This window comes from Brevibacterium iodinum ATCC 49514, assembly GCF_900169265.1.
In the GTDB taxonomy this organism is placed as follows: domain Bacteria; phylum Actinomycetota; class Actinomycetes; order Actinomycetales; family Brevibacteriaceae; genus Brevibacterium; species Brevibacterium iodinum.
This window is the reverse complement of sequence record NZ_FXYX01000014.1, coordinates 38,383-53,889: the sequence shown is the minus strand read 5'-3', so window position 1 is coordinate 53,889 and position 15,507 is coordinate 38,383. Positions and strand designations below refer to the sequence as shown.

Genomic DNA, 15,507 nt, shown 5'->3' with positions numbered 1-15,507 from the left:
TGTTTTTCGACCGGTTGGGTGTTTCAGGAGGAGGTGCGGACTCGGGCCGCGGACCGGGTCAGCTGTCAGCGGGATAGGTGAGGGTGCCGTCCGCCTCGATCCGGGCACCCTCGCTCAGCTTCGCCCGATCGATGTGACCTTCGCCGAGGATGTGGGCGACGGGGAGATCCCGGGCGAGCAGCTGATCGGCGATGATCCTCCGGTGACACCGCCACCACACGGCCTCCGAGCACATGATCGCGCAGCGCGCCTCCGTACTCCAGCCGATGAGAGTTTCGAGGTCGGTGCGGAATGCCGATGAGAGGCAGTGGTCGGCATAGTTGTGGAAGCTGCGGTTCTGCCACCATGCGTTGACGGTGAAGGGCACCGTCCGGCTGACCGGTCGGCGACCGGCCAGCCCCTCGAGGCGTCGCAATTCGATCCCCACTTCGGCGAGGTCGCTCTCAAGGGTGTCGGCGTTGAACCAGGGGTTCTTCGTCGAACCAGGCAGCTTGCGGACGTCGACGATCACCTCGCTGCTGGTACCCGCGAGCAGTTCGATGAACTCATTCAGTTCACGATTCGAATGCCCGACTGTCAGCAGACGCGGCAGAGCGGCGTCCGCAGGGCCGGCCGACGCGGCGGGGGATTTCGCCGTGTCCAGTCCCGTCATTCGTCGTCGATGAGGTGCAGAGCGCTGCCTTTGTGGGCGGCGATGTGATCGGTCTTGTCGCTCTTGACCTCGTACTGCGGGTCCTCTGCCGAGGCGCGGCGACGGTGTCCCTTGTAGTCGAAGTCGGCAGTGTGGACCTTCGTGATATGACCGGAGACCTGCCCTGCCTCGGAGTTCCAGCCCACGTGGTCACCGACCGAGAATTCGGTTGCCATGATTCCTCCCTGCCTGAGTCTGTGATCCTATGTGCAGCCTACGCCCCTGGATCCGCGTCCTCAGCTCTCGGAGAGGTCGGCGATGAGGGCGTCGATGAAGGACTCGCAGGCGGCGATCTGGTCGAGCTCGATGAACTCGTCGGGAGCGTGCGCCTGGGCGATGTCTCCGGGGCCGCAGACGACGGTCGGGATGCCGGCTTCGGAGAACAGCCCCGCCTCGGTGCCGTAGGTGACCTTGTCATCGGTGGCGATAGCGCCCCAGTTCGCGGCGAGCGAGACGATGTCCGCATCGGCCGGGGTCTCGCAGCCGGGAGCTTCGGCTTCGATCGTGAAGTCGACACCGGCGGCCTCGTTCTCGGCGGCCATGGCTCGACCGAGGCGTTCGGCTTCGGCGCGGAAGCGTTCGATGAGGGCCGCGCGGTCCACGGAACCGAGCGATCGGAACTCGAACTGGACGGTCGCCTCGGCGGGGATGGTGTTCACGGCGATGCCGCCGTTGAACGTGTTCGCCGTGACCGAGGTGAAGGGCACGACATAGGCCTCGTCGAAGGGCCCTTCGGTGCGGAATTCGGCTGCGACGGCGTGGACGAAGGCGACGAATTCGGAGGCATAGGCGATGGCATTGACGCCCTCGGGGGTGAGCGAGGAGTGGGCGGCGACGCCGTGGAAGTCGACGCGGAAGACGTTCATCGATTTGTGGCCGCGGATGGCCCGCATGCTCGAGGGTTCGCCGACGATGCAGCCGCGGGGCGCCAGGCCCTCCTCGGTGATGGCCTCGACGAGGGAGATGGCGCCCACGCAGCCGATCTCCTCGTCATAGGAGAAGGCGAGGTGGATGGGTTCGCGGAGTTTCGCGGATTTGAGCGCTTCGAGGCGGGAGAGGATGACGCCGATGAAGGACTTCATGTCGGCGCTGCCGCGGGCAAAGTACTTGCCGTCGCGGATCTCGGGGGTGAACGGGTCGGAGGACCAGTCCTGGCCGTCGACGGGGACGACGTCGGTATGCCCGGACAGGACGATGCCTCCACTGGTCGTGCCGTCGGCTGCGGGGATGGTCGCGAGCAGGTTCGCCTTCGTGCCCTTCGGGTTCGGGATCCGGCGTGATTCGATGCCGGTGGCCTGGAGGCGGGCTTCGACGTGGTCGATGAGCGGGAGGTTCGTGTCCCGGCTCGTCGTGTCGAAGGTGATGAGATTCGTGATCTCGGTGATGGTGGCTTCGGCGGGTGTCGCTTGCACGACTGCTCCTGACTCTCGGATGCGGGTGGTCTCGGTTCGGTCAGACCGCGGCGTCTGCGGGAGGGCCGCGGTGGTCCCAGCGGGGACGTCGGACGTCTCCGCGGAGTGGCGGTCCCAGCGGGGACGTGGTCCCCGTGCAGGACAGCGGTGACCATACGCCTTCACTCTACGGGTCGGACTCGTGCCGTGTGGGACCCGCCCAGTGGGTGGGCACTGCTCAGCTTTGAGCGCGCAGCTTTTGAACCATGAGCGTCCCATATTCAGGCCCCAGCGAGGACGAGAAGTGCCTCGTTCCGCGCAGCGAGCCCGTCGTCGGGGATTTCGGCGGACATCTCTTCGCGCATGACCGCTCTCTTCACCGGGTCCATCGTCAGCTGAGCCGAGTAGGTGAAGACCATCGACAACCAACCGTGCTTCGAATAGTGGAGGTCCTCGACGAAAGTGGTCTCATTCGATGTGAAACCGGCACCCCGCAGTTGCGTGAGCACCGGATGTTCGACGGGTTCGACCGTCAGTGCGGGTTCAGTCGTACCGCTGCCTGCCCTCGCCTCTTGGCTCGCTTCGGTGCCCCAGCTCGCTCTCGAACCGAGACTCGCGGTCCTGCCGTCGGAATGAAAGCGAGCGATGACCGCATCGAGCCGGGTCTTCAGTTCGCTGATGGGTTCGATATCGTTCCAGGCCAGAGCCAGAATTCCACCGGGGCGGAGCACCGTGCGAACTTTCGGCAGAGCAACCAGAGGATCGACCCAGTGGAAGGACTGACCGGAGCTGGGACGCGAGAATTCCGGTACCGGAGCCGACATCGAGGATGCGCGGAGCACCCGAGGTTCGGTCGCCGGTGGACGGCGGTGAGGCATCCGTTTGGGAGTCGGCGCTCGCCCTGGCCGCTTGCATGATCGCTGTGATGAGCGCGGCAGGGTACTTCGGTCGGAAGGCGTCGTACTCCTGGGCGACCTCGCCGAAGGATTCAGCACGTTCACGATTCTCGAAGTACTCCATCCACGAAGCCTAACGTTTCGCGCTCGGGCAGGGCCGCCTCGGCGAGGGGATGGAAATCCATCCGTACCGGATCAGATCAGATGGAGACCGTCTCCGGTTCGGGGAAATCCGTGAAACTCTGATCCTCGTCGATCGGCGCCAACTCGAGATAGCTGGGATAGTGGTCGTCAATGAAGAGCAGCAGCATCGCCCCTGGTGAACCGGCTGTGAGGACGGTGCGATCCGACCAGTCCCCGTCTCCGCCCTGATCATTGCGGTGCTCATCGTCGAGGCGATTCTGAGGGCGCATTCCGATGCTTGGACAGGTTCCACAGTCGCACCGGCTGGTGACCATAACTTCGCCGAGGCGGCATTCCCAGATCTGACGCTGTTCGTTCGAGATGGGCTCGGGTGGATCCCAACCCTGCCGCTGCTCAGGAGTGAAGTCGGTATAATCTGCTTCGTCGGGGGACGGCGTCGCCGAGCGGATCATGCGCAGCGCGACGCTGGCTTCTCGGGCGTTCAGCGGGCGGATCATGGTCGAATCCTAGCTCGAGTACCTGGTCGAAAGGTTCATCCCTCATGAGTCGTGGCATCTCCACTCGGTGCACCGGTGAGATACGAGAGCGACGGGGCGGATAGCGGGCAGCGCGAGGAAGTAAGAGCAACGGTGAGGAACGCTCGCGGGCGATAGTGCGGCCCGAGCGGCGGGGCTCTCCGCGGAATTTCCAGGTGCGAACCCGCCTGCGGATGCGTGTGGAGCCGCAGGGTTTCGCTAAAGTCGTGGAGCAGGGGGTAACGATGTCGATCGAGAAGACACCATCCGTACCGCGCTTCGGCGCCGGCAGCGGAAACGGCGGGCCGGCCGAGCTCACGCCGGAGGATCAAGAGCGCGCTCGCGGGCTGAAGAAGATGCGCACGCTCGCGCTCTCGCTGCTCATCCTCGCCACGCTCATCTTCCTCTCCACCCACCTCTTCACCGACAACACCGCCGTCTGGGGGTTCGTCTCCCGCGCCTCGGAGGCCGCGATGATCGGCGCTATCGCCGACTGGTTCGCCGTCACCGCGCTCTTCCGCCACCCACTCGGGCTGCCGATTCCGCACACCGCGATCATCCCGCGCAAGAAGGACACCCTCGGAGCGAGTCTGTCGGCCTTCGTCGCCGCGAACTTCCTCCACGCCGAGGCGGTGTCGACGAAGATCCGATCCGCCGAGATCTCCCATCGAGCCGGAAATTGGCTGGCCAAGCCCGCCAACCGAGATATCGTCGTCGACCGTGCCGCAGGAGGGCTCGAATATGTGCTCGCGCGTATCGATGATGACTCCATCAAGGCGCTGACCAGGAACGTGATCATTCCACGGCTCGTGGCCACCCGAAAGACACCGGTGCTCGCGCAGCTGCTGCGCCAGATCGTGCTCGACGGTGCCCACCACAGACTCGTCGACCTCATCGTCGCGGAGGCCTACAGCTGGCTGGGTGACAATCCGCAGGTCATCGATGAGATCGTCCACAATCGGGCACCGTCCTGGGTCCCTGATTTCGTCAACGAACAGCTGGCCAACCGACTGCAGCGCGAAGTGCTCGGCTGGGTCGCCGACGTCCGCGACAACGAATACCATAAGGCTCGACAGGCGCTGGACGCGTGGCTCGTCGACCTCTCCGACGACCTCGAATCCGACTCATCCCTGTCCCAGCGGGCCGAAGAGATCTTCAACGACCTGCTCAGCCAGGAGGGCGTCGTCGACTCCGTCCTCGAGATCTGGAGTTCGCTCAAACAGCTGCTGCGCGAGGCCATCATCGACGAAGGCGGCGAAGTCCGCGCCCGCATCTGGCAGCTCATCGGCGAATTCGCCGACCGACTGCAGGCGGACTCGGAATTCTCCCGCCGCATCGACGACCGGATCGCCACCACCGCCGGTGATCTGGCCGAGAGTTTCGGCCCCGAGATCGCCAGCGTCATCTCCGACACCATCGAGCGCTGGGACGCGAAGGAAGCCGCCGAGCGCATCGAGCTCTACGTCGGGCGCGACCTCCAGTACATCCGCATCAACGGCACCGTCATCGGCGCGCTGGTCGGCCTCGTGATCCACACCGTCATCGTGTTGCTGCCTGGGTGAGATCGGCAGACCCGCACCGAGGTTGCCCGGTCCTCTGCGGCGGAGACGATCCAGACGTCGAAGGAGTAGACCTGTTCGGCTGCTCGGGCGGGACCACGGGCAGCCAGCCCGGATCTCGCATGTCGATGTCGTGTTATCAGAAGACTGTCAAGCACGGTGCCCTGAACTCGGTTTTCCGTCAACGGAGGTTGGGAAATCCCGCACCGGCTGACGGGCTGACTGCATAGTGCCAAGGCCCGTTGGGCGAAAACATGGAGGCATGACTTCTTCACAGCATCCTGTCGCAGCGCAGCAGCCCGTCCTTCAGCACCCCGCCATCATCACCGCCGGAAACGTCACCAAGCACTTCAACCAGACGTATGCTCTCGCCGGAGTCGACCTCACGATCGGCCCCGGCGAATCCCTGGCCATCATGGGACCCTCCGGTTCCGGCAAGACGACTCTCCTGCATTGCCTGGCCGGCATCATCAGTCCCGACAGCGGCCGCATCCGACTCTCGCCGACCGACCGCAGCGCCGCCGCCGAGATCACCTCCATCAAGGAATCCGGCCGCACCGCTCTGCGCCGCGAGGTCTTCGGCTTCGTCTTCCAACAGGGACTGCTCCTGCCCGAACTCACCGCCATCGACAACGTCGCGCTCGCCGCCATGCTCGCAGGCATGAACCGCTCGGACGCCACCCAGCACGCCCGGGCCTGGCTCGACCGTCTCGGTCTGAGCGAGCACGGACACAAACGGATCGGACAGCTCTCCGGAGGTCAGGCGCAGAGAGTGGCGATCGCCCGCGCCCAGGTCACCCAGCCCGTCGTCACCTTCGCCGACGAACCGACCGGCGCCCTCGACTCGCGCACCTCGAACGAGGTTCTCACCGAGCTGCTGGGCTCGACGGTCGGCCGCGGATCCACTCTCGTCGTCGTCACCCACGATGAGAACGTCGCCGCCCGCTGCTCCCGTGTCGTCAGACTCGCCGACGGTCGCATCGTCGCCGACTCGGCAATGCAGGAAGCCGCCCAGTGATGAATATCCTTCCCATCCTCCTGTCCGAACGGTCCCTGACCTCGACCACGTCGCGCCTCGTCGGAATCGCCTTCTTCTCCTGCTCGACGATCTTCCTCACCGTGGCCGCCGGCGCCTGGGCATTCATCGACCGCCCCGAGGTCTCCGGATACGCCGAGGTGGCCGAGTTGTACCAGCTCCTTGCCGTCCTCGCCACGGTCTTCCTCATCGTGCCCGCGACCAGCCTCGGGATCGCCTCGGCGAAATTGAGCGCCCGCCGTCAGGACGAACGACTCTCGACCCTGTCCCTGCTCGGGGCGCAACGCGGCACGATCCGCCTCATCGCCGTCGCAGAACCCTTCATCCCCGCCTCGCTGGGCATCCTTGCCGGAATCGGCGGCTACCTGCTGGTCGCCTGGCCGCTGAGCTTCATCACGTTCGTCGGCGAACCCCTGGGCTACCAGGCACTGCTCATGCCGGTCTGGCTGCTCGCCGCGGTCATCGTGGGCCTCCTGGCGGTCTGCCTGATCGCCTCGCTCATCGGCCTGCGCAAGATCCAGGTCTCCCCGCTGGGCGTGCGCACCCGGTCGCTGCCACGGAGATTCCCCCTGGCCCGCGTGATCACGGCCATCGTGCTCATCCTCATCGTGGCCATCGCGACCTACGTCTCCACCCAGCTGGAGCTGCCTATGGCGGTGACGATCATGTACAGCATCGCCACGATCGGCATCACCCTCCTGCTCATCAGCGTCCTCGGCGTCCTGTGCATCCGCGTCCACGCCGGCATCGCCGGCAGAATCGCCCGCGGTCCCGCCTCGGTGATGGCGGCAGGAATGATCGCCGACGCCCCCGGACAGTACTGGCGCCGGGTCGCCGGGCTGGCGATGATCACCTTCATCGCCGTCGTCGGCGGGGCGGGTACGGCGATGATGCGCAGCGGTCAGGAGGACTTCTCCGCCGAGGACCGCGCGGTCATGGGTCCGTACGTCCACCTCGGCGACGATATCTTCACCGGGCTCATCCTCACCCTGGTCATCGCCTTCGTCCTCGTCATCGTCTCGGCCACGATCAACCAAGCCGCTGACATCCTCGACCGGGCTCAGACATACCGCGAGCTCCACGCCGCCGGGATGACCCAGCAGATGATGCACCGGGTGACCGTCAACTCCGTGATGTCGCCGATCCTGCTGGTCACCGTCGTCTCCCTGTTCCTCGGCGGAATCCTCGCCTGGCTCATGGCTTCGGTGAGCGAGCTCGGCGATCCCTTCACCATCGGAACCGTCGCCGCCGTCCTCGTGGCCGGGGTTGCGATGGTATGGCTGGGGCTGCAGGTCACCCGCCCGCTCGTCCGCCGGGTCACCGAGATCGACCCCGACAACCGCACCCTCGCCGAGGCGGCCCCCGAGAACCGGGCCACCGCCGAGGCGACCGTGGCCTGAGAGGAGACACGATGTCCACGTCCTTCGCAGCAGTTCCCCTCGTTCTCGGACGGAGATCGCTGACCTCGGCGAGCTCCGTGCTCGTGGCCGCCGCATTCTTCGCGTGTGCCACGCTGTTCCTCACCGTGGCGGCCGGGACCTCGATGTTCTTCCAGATCCCACCGAGCCCCGATCCCGCGGACGAGGGCCTCGACATCATGTACAAGACCCTCGCGGGCCTGGCCACGGCTCTGCTGATCATCCCCGCCTCCACCCTGGCATCGGCCTCGGCGACCCTGTCGGCACGCCGGCAGGACGAACGGCTGTCGACGATGTCGCTGCTCGGGGCCCGACGCTCCCAGATCACGGCGCTCGCCGTGGCCGAACCGCTGATCCCGGCCCTGGCCGGCATCATCCTCGGGGTGCTCGGGTATCTCGGACTGGCGCTGCCGGTCAGCTTCATCCACTTCATGGGCGAACCCATCGGGTACGCGAACATGCTCATGCCCGCGTGGCTCATCCTCGTCGTGGTCGTCTTCCTCGCCCTGGTCTGCGCGGGCTCGGCCCTGCTGGGTCTGCGCAAGGTCGTGGTCTCTCCGTTGGGCGTGCGGACGAAGAGTCTGGAGCGGAAGTTCCCCGTGGCCAAGGTCATCGTCACGGTGCTCGTGATCTGCCTGCTGCCAGTCGTGTACGCGCTCACTCAGAGCGGCGGTCTCGGCGTGGGGATCGTGCTCGGCGCGATGGTCGCATTCTTCGCTCTCGGGCTGGTCGTCGTCGACCTCCTCGGCGGGCTCCTCGTCCGCTGGTTCGCTCACCTGTCCGGTCGGCGGGCCGCCACGCCGGAGCACCTCGTCGCGGCTCGCCTGGTCTCCGACGAACCCAAACGGTTCTGGCGACGCGTTTCCGGACTCGCGATGGCCTCGTTCACCGCGGCCGTCTGCGGGTCGGGGGTGGCGCTGATGCAGCTCGGACTCGACGCCGCCGAGGACGACCCGGCAACGATGGGCACCTCCGATATCAACCTCTTCCACGACATGTTCACCGGGGTGCTGCTCGTCATGGGCATCGCGATCGTGCTCATCGCCGTCTCCGCAGTGATCAACCAGGTCGCCGACATCTATGACCGTGCCGACACCTTCTCCGACCTCTATGCCGCGGGCGCCGATCCTCAGCTGCTGCATCGAGCGCTGGTGCGGGCCGTCATGGCCCCGGGGATCTGGGTGTCCCTGCTGGCCGGAGGGTTCGGGCTGCTGCTCGTCCTGCCCCTGGCCGGAGCCGCGCTCGTCTTCAAGCCGGTCACCTTCCTCACGATCCTGCTCACAGTGGTCGTCGGCATCGGCATCATCCGTGGTGGGCTGCAGCTGACGAAGCCGATTCTGCACTCCGTGGCCACGGCCGGGAGGACGCGGGACTGAAGTTTCTGTGTCAGTGACGCGGCCTAGGATGGTCGGCACCGGTACGGCGGGAGTGGTCGGGCCGGTGGGACCCTCCTCGGGTCTCCGGGTACAGTTGGAGCGCACCTTCTGCGGGTGCGTGTCGATGCGGTTGTGTAGGAAGAGGAACTGAAGTGAGCAACGACCAGGGCTATGACGGTCTGAGGACCCCTCCGCAGGACGTCGAAGCCGAGCAGAGCGTGCTCGGTGCGATGCTTCTGTCGAAGGACGCCATCGCCGACTGCGTCGAGACGATGAAGGGCGACGACTTCTACAAGCCCGCTCACGAAACCATCTACGAGGCGGTCCTCGATCTCTACTCCCGGGGTGAGCCCGCGGATTCGGTGACGGTGGCGAACTACCTGACGAAGACCGGCGACCTCGCCCGCGTCGGCGGTGCCGCCTACCTGCACACCCTCATCTCGTCGGTCCCGACCGCCGCCAACGCCGGCTACTATGCCGCGATCGTCAGCGAACAGGCCGTGCTGCGCCGCCTCGTCGAGGCCGGCACCCGCATCGTGCAGATGGGCTACGACGCCGAAGGCGATACCGATGACGTCGTGAACTCCGCTCAGGCGGAGATCTACAAGGTCACCGAACGCCATACGACAGAGGATTACGTCATCCTCTCCGACATCCTCGGCGAGGTGGCCCAGGAGATCGAACGCAACGGCAACACCGATGGGCAGACCGCGGGTGTGCCCACCGGTTTCACCGAGTTCGACAACCTCACCAACGGTCTGCACCCGGGCACGATGATCGTCATCGCCGCGCGTCCCGGTGTCGGCAAGTCGACTCTGGCGCTCGACTTCATCCGGTCGGCCGCGATCCACAATGATGCGGCCGCTGTGTTCTTCTCGCTCGAGATGGGCAAGAACGAACTCGTCATGCGTCTGCTCTCGGCAGAATCCGAGATTCCGCTGCAGAACCTGCGCCGCGGCGAGCTCAGTCCGCACGACTGGACGACGCTGGCCGCGACCGAGGCCCGGATCAACAATGCGCCGCTGTTCGTCGACGATTCGCCGAACATGGCGCTGACCGAGATCCGCGCGAAGTGCCGCCGGCTCAAACAGCAGCACAATCTGCAGATGGTCTGCGTCGACTACCTGCAGCTGATGTCCTCGGGCAAGCGCGTCGAGTCCCGTCAGCAGGAGGTCTCTGAGTTCTCCCGTTCGCTCAAGCTGCTGGCCAAGGAGCTCGAGGTTCCGGTAATCGCACTGTCCCAGCTCAACCGCGGCAGCGAGCAGCGCACGGACAAGCGGCCGATGATCTCGGATCTGCGTGAGTCCGGTTCGATCGAGCAGGACGCGGATATGGTCCTCCTCATCCACCGTGAGGACATGTACGACAAGGAACACGAACGCGCCGGTGAGGCCGACATCATCGTCGCCAAGCACCGTGCCGGTCCGACGATGGACATCCCCGTGGCGTTCCAGGGCGCGAAGTCCCGATTCGTCAACATGCCGCAGTGACGAGCGGGGCTTGAATGGACGCCTACTGGATGCGCGGCAAGTGGGGTGACGGCGAGAAGAGTGAGCGCCGCTGGAACCAGGGCAGCCGGAATCCGCTGACCATCATGATCACCGGTGCTGTCTTCTTCGTCGGCACGGGTGCGGTCTTCACGATCGGATACCTGTATCCGGACCAACTGCTGTTCACGATCATCCTCGGATGCTTCGTGTTCCTCGGCGTCACTCTGGCGATGCGCAGGTTCATGGGACACACGCCGGCGTACTGGTACACCGGACCATTCGTGGCCATTGCGCTCATCGGCACTGTGATGCTCGGCGAGGATCTCGCTTTATCGCAAGCCGGCGAACTCACCGAGGTGGTCGTCGCCGATCACAAAGTCGAACAGAAGACCGTGCACAGTTCCAATCCGCCCAGGTCGCGGCAGGTCTATGTTCATACCTACAGCCTCGAACGCACCGACGGGACCCCCCTCGCCGAACCGCTGATCTACCGCGGCAAGGACGGATACGACGACTTCGATGAGGGCGACACGATCTCCGTCCTCATCGATCCGGAGGGGGAGGCACCGACCAAACCGGCCGAAGACGTGGATCTGCCTGCCGATATCGGCATCCTCGTCACCGGACTGATCACCTCGGGGATCGTGTTCCTCATCTGCCTGATCGTCGTGCTGCTGCGCTGGACACGCTCGCCGTCACAGCAGTTCGTGCGCTGACTAGGCCGCACTTGTTGCAGGTGTGCCACTATGGCTGACATAGACACCACTCCCAACGATCTGCCCGTGCTGCTGGCCGTCTCCCGCACCGGCAAGTTCACGACGGCAGCACACAACCTCGGGCTCACCCACTCGACGGTCTCCCGCCGCATCGCCGCCTTGGAGAAGTCCTTGGGCGGACGCGTGCTGGCTCGCTCGGATGACGGATGGGAGCCGACCGACCTCGGGGAACGAGCCGTTGCGGTGGCCGAACAGATGGAGACCGCTGTCGCCGAACTCGAGAGTTCCGGACAGGGCCCGGAGACGGTGTCCGGAGTGGTGCGGATGACCGCGACGGATGGGTTCAGCGCCTATGTCGCCTCCCCGGCGGTCGCGAAGCTGCGACGTCGGCATCCCGGGCCGAGCGTCGAGATCGTCACCGTCACCAGTCAGGCCCTGCAGCAGCGGTCCGGTCTCGATATCGAGGTCGTCGTCGGCGAACCGCGCGTGCATCGGGCAGAGGCGATCGAGCTCGGTGACTGCGAACTCGGTCTCTACGCCTCGCGCGACTATCTCGCGGCCAACGGCACCCCCGCCTCGGTGGAGGAGGTCAGCGACCACCGGCTCGTCTATTTCGTCGATTCCATGCTCCAGGTCGACGACCTCGATGCGCCGAGTCGACTGTTTCCCGAGATGAAGGATGCACTGACCTCGACGAACGTCTTCATTCACGTCGAAGCGACGCGTGCGGGTGCCGGAATCGGCTTCCTCCCGTGTTTCATGGCCGACCGTCACCCCGACCTCGTGCGACTCTTCCCCGATTCGGTGGCCGAGCGACTGCCCTACTGGATGGTGCTCAGACCCGATTCGATGCGGCGACCGGCGATCGTCGCCGTCGTCCAGGGGCTCAAGGATGAGATGCTCGCCCTCCAGGCTGCTCTCGAAGGCCGGAAGTTGCCCCGGTGAAGCGGCGAGACCAGGATATGAGCATGAACCAGCCCCAAACTGACATCGGCGACGAACTGGCCGGACATCGCATCGTGCTCACCGCCCAGCGGCGCGCGCAGCAGCTTGCCTCCGCCCTCGAGCGTCACGGCGCCAAGATCGTCCACGCCCCGACCCTGTCCGTCATCCCTCACATCGACGACCCCGAGCTCGTTGCACGCACCCGTGAACTCATCGAGGACCGGCCGGACATCGTCGTGGTCACGACCGGCGTCGGATTCACCGGCTGGGGCGACGTGGCTGAAGCCGCGGGTCTGCGCGAGGAGTGGCACTCGATGCTCGCCGGAGCACGGATATACGCCCGCGGCCCCAAGGCACGCGGAGCGATTCAGGGGGCCGGACTGAGCGCTCACTGGGTCGCGGAATCCGAGACGAGCGCAGAGATCCAGCAGGTCCTCCTCGGCGAGGGTGTGGATGGTCAGCGCATCGCCGTACAGCATCACGGTGCCGGCGCCGACGGACTTGATGAGGCCTTCGCCGCAGCTGGCGCCGATGTCCGCTCCCTCGTCATCTACCGGTGGGGTCCGGCCCCCGATCCGGCCGCCGTGGTCGACGCGGTCCGATTCGTCGCGGAGCGCAGGTGCGATGCCGTGGCCTTCACCTCAGCACCCGGGGCGGCAGCATTTCTCACCGCGGCCGAGGAGCAGGGACTGCTGTCGGCCGTGATCGAGGCGTTCAACGAATCGGTGGTGGCCGCAGCAGTCGGCGACGTCACCGCAGCGCCGCTGCATGAACAGGGCATCAGAACCGTGATTCCCGAGCGATTCCGACTCGGAGCCCTCGCGCGTCTCCTGATCAGCGAACTCGCCGAATGATCTCAGTCTGACGGGAATTCGATGTCGACGGCGTCTGACTCGCGCAGTGCGCCGATCGCCTCTGCCTCAGCGGTCAGCGCGCTCTTCATCGACGTCCGGACGGTGCCGAACGGTGCGATCGCCATGCTCAGTCGACGGTTGATAGCAGAGCAGTCAACGGCGCAGCAGCTCGGATCTGGTCCGGTCGCCTTCGCTGTCGTCGGATGCGGTCGGCGCCCCGCGCATGGAGTGCGGTCGGCGCCCCGCGCATGGAGTGCGGTCAGCGCGGATCCCGGTGGACTGTTCTGGATGCCGCAGGCTCCCGCGGCGTCAAGAAGTGAGTTGTGGCTGAGTCGCTCATCGAGGTGATGAGCTCGGAGGCGGAAGGCGATGATCTCGTCGTTCGTCGCGGAGTCGGCCATGTGCCCAGGCTAGCTCAGGACCCGTGTTTGAATGGGGCCATGTGCACGGCCGGCTTCAGGTGCGTGCACGACCACAATGAGAAGGGACGACGATGACGCGAACGATGCAGGTCAGCGACAGTATGGTGATCAAAGCCGACGCCGCCGGGCTCTGGGAACAGATCGCCGATCCGACCCAGATGGCCCGATGGAGCCCGGAGAACACGGGCGCCAGCACGCGCACGACTGCAGGTCCGCTGCAGACAGGCGACGTCTTCGAAGGCACGAACCGTCGCGGGCCGGCGACGTGGGTGACCGAATGCGTCGTCACCGAATCTGTGCCCGGCAGAAGGTTCGCCTTCACCGTGCGCCGGATCGGGCCCCGAAATCCCAGCATCGAAGGACCGAACGCGAGCTGGGCATACGAGTTCGAGGACCTCGGCGAGGCGACTCGAGTGACAGAGTCGTGGACGGACGATCGCCGCGCTTGGCCCGACTGGCTGGCCTGGGTCTTCGACCACATCGTCACACGGGGCCGGAGCTTCGCGGACTTCCAGCGATTGAACATCCGGCAAACCCTCACCGCCATGAAGGATGACGTCGAAAAGCAGTGACACGGACGAAACGAGGGCGAAACAACTCCTCGCTACTCTGATCGCATGACAGCGACGGCACAGCCCACCGAGAGCTCCGCCCGCCACGATGTGGAGGGGATGAACTTCTATACCCGCAAATGGGTGCGGCCTGAGGACCTCAACGCCAACGGCTCCCTCTTCGGCGGCAGCCTGCTGAGGTGGATCGACGAGGAGGCCGCGATCTACGCGATCATCCAGCTCGGCAACCATCGAGTTGTGACGAAGCTGATCTCCGAGATCGACTTCCAGGCTTCGGCGAGGGAAGGCGATCTCATCGAGATGGGGCTCCTCGCCACGCATTTCGGACGCACCTCACTGACGATGAGGGCCCGGGTGCGCAATATGATCACTCGCAGATCCATCCTCAGCATCGACAAGATCGTATTCGTCGGTGTCGACGAGGGCGGCACTCCGATTCCCCACGGGTACACGACGATCACCTACGACCGCGATCGAATGCCCGAACTACACCGGAAGATCTCGTAGGAGAGACCGCGGTCCGACGCGGTCGCAGGTGTCGCCTCCTGGACCGCCTCGGTACCGGAGAACTCGGTGAGAGCCTCGGTGATGGTGTCATTGACCGCTTCACTGTTGTCCGTCAGCGGGAACTGGTCGAAGTACTCGAAGGTCGGTTCCTTCGGGGTTCCGGCGGCCGCGCATTCGCCGCGGACGATCCGCTCGATCGACGCGATGACTCTCTTGCGCACAGCGGTGTCGTAGGTGTGGACATTGAGCAGCAGCTCCGCTCGATCAGGGATGGTATTCGACTTCGATCCGGCATTCGACGCACCGTCCGTGACGACGGCGAACTCGCCGGGTTCGGTTTCCCGGGACACGATCGTCTGTAGGCGCAGGACAATCGCGGCCGCGAGCACGACAGGGTCGACGGACAGGTGCGGCATCGATCCGTGGGCACCGCGACCGAAGACAGTTATCTTCACCGAGTCTCCGGCCGCGTTCTCCTCGGCCGGCTGGAAGAGGGCGACGTACGTGCCTGACCAGGCATTACGATTCTCTTTGAGCAGTCGGACCGCGCCGAGGAGGGCGGCAGCATGCATATCGTGTCCACAGGCGTGCATGACTCCGTCGACCTCGGACGCGAAGTGGAGACCGGTGTCCTCGGTGACCGGCCGGCAGAGCATCGGTATCGGCTCGAGCTAGGACGGGGGCCCTTCCCCATTCTCGATCACCGCGACGCGACCGGTCTCCCCGATGCGTCTGACATCGAGCCCCAGACCGGTGAGATCGGACTCGACGCGCTCGGCGGTCTTGTGTTCTGCAAAGCTGATTTCAGGATGGCGGTGAAAGTCTTTGTAGACCTCACGCTGCCAGTCGAGCTGGGAATCGATGCAGTAGAGGAATGAGGGTGTCGTCATCGTGTCTCCTGTGCTCAGGCCGCGGGTGGGCCCTCCAGGCGCGGACATTTCTCACAGTATCAGCGGGCGAGGAACTCGTTCAGGG

At 65.4% G+C, this 15,507-nt stretch carries 19 protein-coding genes; 11 read left to right on the top strand and 8 right to left on the bottom strand.

The genetic code is table 11. The features are described from left to right. Nucleotides 1-58: 58 nt before the first annotated feature. From BI49514_RS10540 to BI49514_RS10525, 4 genes are all read right to left on the bottom strand, one after another. Nucleotides 59-652 carry a DUF488 domain-containing protein gene (locus BI49514_RS10540; RefSeq protein ID WP_101546502.1) on the bottom strand — a complete coding sequence of 198 codons (594 nt, stop codon included), beginning with the start codon at nucleotides 650-652 and terminating at the stop codon, nucleotides 59-61. Then, nucleotides 649-867: a hypervirulence associated TUDOR domain-containing protein gene (locus BI49514_RS10535; protein WP_101546501.1), complete on the bottom strand. Its 219-nt coding sequence runs from the start codon at nucleotides 865-867 to the stop codon at nucleotides 649-651. The genes BI49514_RS10540 and BI49514_RS10535 overlap by 4 nt, the downstream gene beginning before the upstream one ends. A 60-nt stretch (nucleotides 868-927) precedes the next feature. Beyond that, nucleotides 928-2,103 carry an acetylornithine deacetylase gene (gene argE, locus BI49514_RS10530; protein ID WP_257904124.1) on the bottom strand — a complete coding sequence of 392 codons (1,176 nt, stop codon included), beginning with the start codon at nucleotides 2,101-2,103 and terminating at the stop codon, nucleotides 928-930. 260 nt (nucleotides 2,104-2,363) lie between these two features. Continuing rightward, on the bottom strand, nucleotides 2,364-2,906 hold the full coding sequence (locus BI49514_RS10525; protein ID WP_145996209.1) for a class I SAM-dependent methyltransferase: 543 nt from the start codon (nucleotides 2,904-2,906) through the stop codon (nucleotides 2,364-2,366). A 5-nt stretch (nucleotides 2,907-2,911) separates the two neighbouring features. Here BI49514_RS10525 and BI49514_RS16350 point away from each other — a divergent pair, with 5 nt between their 5' ends. Continuing rightward, nucleotides 2,912-3,115 (top strand): hypothetical protein, encoded by a 204-nt coding sequence (locus tag BI49514_RS16350; protein WP_145996208.1) that lies wholly within the window; start codon nucleotides 2,912-2,914, stop codon nucleotides 3,113-3,115. 63 nt (nucleotides 3,116-3,178) lie between these two features. Here BI49514_RS16350 and BI49514_RS10520 read toward each other — a convergent pair whose 3' ends face one another. Beyond that, a complete protein-coding gene (locus BI49514_RS10520; protein WP_101546498.1) occupies nucleotides 3,179-3,619 on the bottom strand; it encodes a hypothetical protein in 441 nt (146 codons plus the stop codon). A gap of 263 nt (nucleotides 3,620-3,882) precedes the next feature. On the opposite strand from BI49514_RS10520, the gene BI49514_RS10515 reads away from it, so the two are divergent. The 8 genes from BI49514_RS10515 to BI49514_RS10480 all read left to right on the top strand — a co-directional run bounded on the left by BI49514_RS10515 (nucleotide 3,883) and on the right by BI49514_RS10480 (nucleotide 13,031). After that, on the top strand, nucleotides 3,883-5,199 hold the full coding sequence (locus tag BI49514_RS10515) for a DUF445 domain-containing protein (RefSeq protein ID WP_101546497.1): 1,317 nt from the start codon (nucleotides 3,883-3,885) through the stop codon (nucleotides 5,197-5,199). Between the two features lie 259 nt (nucleotides 5,200-5,458). Beyond that, on the top strand, nucleotides 5,459-6,214 hold the full coding sequence (locus BI49514_RS10510) for an ABC transporter ATP-binding protein (RefSeq protein ID WP_101546496.1): 756 nt from the start codon (nucleotides 5,459-5,461) through the stop codon (nucleotides 6,212-6,214). After that, nucleotides 6,214-7,632 (top strand): FtsX-like permease family protein, encoded by a 1,419-nt coding sequence (locus tag BI49514_RS10505; RefSeq protein ID WP_101546495.1) that lies wholly within the window; start codon nucleotides 6,214-6,216, stop codon nucleotides 7,630-7,632. The genes BI49514_RS10510 and BI49514_RS10505 overlap by 1 nt, the downstream gene beginning before the upstream one ends. Before the next feature lie 11 nt (nucleotides 7,633-7,643). Next, nucleotides 7,644-9,026 (top strand): FtsX-like permease family protein, encoded by a 1,383-nt coding sequence (locus tag BI49514_RS10500; RefSeq protein ID WP_101546494.1) that lies wholly within the window; start codon nucleotides 7,644-7,646, stop codon nucleotides 9,024-9,026. Nucleotides 9,027-9,178: 152 nt separating this feature from the next. Next, a complete protein-coding gene (gene dnaB / locus BI49514_RS10495; protein WP_039211746.1) occupies nucleotides 9,179-10,516 on the top strand; it encodes a replicative DNA helicase in 1,338 nt (445 codons plus the stop codon). Between the two features lie 14 nt (nucleotides 10,517-10,530). Further along, on the top strand, nucleotides 10,531-11,232 hold the full coding sequence (locus tag BI49514_RS10490) for a hypothetical protein (RefSeq protein WP_101546493.1): 702 nt from the start codon (nucleotides 10,531-10,533) through the stop codon (nucleotides 11,230-11,232). A 30-nt stretch (nucleotides 11,233-11,262) separates the two neighbouring features. After that, a complete protein-coding gene (locus BI49514_RS10485) occupies nucleotides 11,263-12,177 on the top strand; it encodes a LysR family transcriptional regulator (RefSeq protein ID WP_420808569.1) in 915 nt (304 codons plus the stop codon). Between the two features lie 23 nt (nucleotides 12,178-12,200). Further along, the gene (locus BI49514_RS10480; RefSeq protein ID WP_101546492.1) at nucleotides 12,201-13,031 is read left to right on the top strand and encodes a uroporphyrinogen-III synthase; all 831 of its coding nucleotides are present in this window, start codon (nucleotides 12,201-12,203) and stop codon (nucleotides 13,029-13,031) included. 2 nt (nucleotides 13,032-13,033) lie between these two features. Here BI49514_RS10480 and BI49514_RS16565 read toward each other — a convergent pair whose 3' ends face one another. Further along, complete coding sequence (locus BI49514_RS16565; RefSeq protein WP_101546491.1) at nucleotides 13,034-13,432, bottom strand: hypothetical protein; 399 nt, start codon at nucleotides 13,430-13,432, stop codon at nucleotides 13,034-13,036. Between the two features lie 92 nt (nucleotides 13,433-13,524). On the opposite strand from BI49514_RS16565, the gene BI49514_RS10470 reads away from it, so the two are divergent. Together BI49514_RS10470 and BI49514_RS10465 are read left to right on the top strand one after the other, a co-directional pair. Continuing rightward, nucleotides 13,525-14,025 carry an SRPBCC family protein gene (locus BI49514_RS10470; RefSeq protein ID WP_101546490.1) on the top strand — a complete coding sequence of 167 codons (501 nt, stop codon included), beginning with the start codon at nucleotides 13,525-13,527 and terminating at the stop codon, nucleotides 14,023-14,025. Nucleotides 14,026-14,124: 99 nt separating this feature from the next. Then, nucleotides 14,125-14,532 carry an acyl-CoA thioesterase gene (locus BI49514_RS10465; RefSeq protein ID WP_101546521.1) on the top strand — a complete coding sequence of 136 codons (408 nt, stop codon included), beginning with the start codon at nucleotides 14,125-14,127 and terminating at the stop codon, nucleotides 14,530-14,532. On the opposite strand, the gene BI49514_RS10460 is transcribed toward BI49514_RS10465, so the two are convergent. Beyond that, on the bottom strand, nucleotides 14,487-15,188 hold the full coding sequence (locus BI49514_RS10460; protein ID WP_244195272.1) for a M20/M25/M40 family metallo-hydrolase: 702 nt from the start codon (nucleotides 15,186-15,188) through the stop codon (nucleotides 14,487-14,489). The two genes, BI49514_RS10465 and BI49514_RS10460, sit on opposite strands and share 46 nt — an antisense overlap. Before the next feature lie 15 nt (nucleotides 15,189-15,203). Continuing rightward, nucleotides 15,204-15,422, bottom strand: a complete 219-nt coding sequence (locus BI49514_RS16970) for a hypothetical protein (protein ID WP_244195271.1) — start codon at nucleotides 15,420-15,422, stop codon at nucleotides 15,204-15,206. Nucleotides 15,423-15,507: the final 85 nt, after the last annotated feature.